At 41.5% G+C, this 1256-nt stretch carries 1 pseudogene; it reads right to left on the bottom strand.

The features are described from left to right. Positions 1-135: 135 nt before the first annotated feature. A pseudogene (locus PVV66_RS09550) lies at positions 136-1256 on the bottom strand (filamentous hemagglutinin); the annotation flags it as partial.

Below are 1256 nucleotides of genomic sequence, written 5' to 3'. Positions count from 1 at the left end.
ACAAGGTTTTTTTTACCTCAAGCCGATCTGCTCCTGTTTTCTCCCACACAGTGAAGTATCCTGTAGGAGGTTTATTAAACTGGCATCCCATTATAACTAATAAAGCTGTGCAACTCAATAATTTAAAGATTTTTTTCATTTTTTCCTCCTTAAAGGGACTTGTACTCGATGGGAAAGTCCATATATATCTTGGCATTTTGGACCTGCATCTCCAAGGCAAGTATGTGGATTGTAAGGATTTGTGACCACTCTCCACCATTCTGTCCAAACGTTACTGCCAGCAGGTATTGTCTCGTAGGTATAGCCATTGCCGCCAATAATTCTGCTGACAAAATCGTATCTATGACCATCAAAACCTATCGTGGTTTGTTTGCCATCACTCACATACCTTAACAGACCGGATGCAACTAAAACATTAAAGGCAGGTCCATAGAGATTAATATTGGTGTTTTCGTTAGCTATCCCGTGCACACCTTCTTGTTTGAAAGAATACAGCATATTCCCCAATGTCATTGTCCCGCGACTATGTCCATAAAGTTCTAATCCTGTAAGACCATAGCTATACATCAAATCTTTTGCTTCTTGTGTTGAATTCGTCAAACCCCAAAAGTTATTTTCCAGAAACTTCTGGTATCCCGCTACCAGAAGCTCTGAAATAGCAGAATCCGCTTCTGGGAACACAACAAAATAAAGTGGTTCATTTTTATTCTCTGCATGTTGCTCTGCATAAACAGCGGCCTCATAGGGTGGAGTAAAGATGCCATTGAGGGACACATGAACCTTGCCATCAGAACCTTCTTGCAAATGCTGCTTTTCTTCATCCGTTAAATAATGGAACTTAGGAATTTTTTGTCCACGAGCGTCTTTGATATACTGTCCATTTTCATCTGTTTCATAGATGATATGTCCCTTTTCATCACGGTCGACCACAGCGATGGGGTGTTCTTTGATAAACATGGTTCTATAGGAGTCATCGCTGTATTTAAACCCTTCTTCTAAGAGTTGTGTTGCCATTTCACGATTTTCATGGACGATTTGTTCCAGCTTGGCGACATCAAGCTGTTGTACACCCTTATGGGCGTTGGCAGTATCACGGTTAAGGGAGGCGATGGCTTGTTCCACATCTTGCCCCGTCAACGCCTTTTGCCCTGCTTCATTTGTCAGCACAATGGTGCTATTGCTGATAGCGGATTTGGTATAGCCTTCCTCTGAATCTTTGGCTTTTGCATGATCTAAAACATTCTTGGCAATGTTTT

Source organism: Bartonella sp. AU16XJBT (assembly GCF_028618665.1).
Lineage (GTDB): Bacteria > Pseudomonadota > Alphaproteobacteria > Rhizobiales > Rhizobiaceae > Bartonella.
Note: the sequence above shows the minus strand (reverse complement) of the source record. Positions and strands in the feature narration are given on the sequence as shown.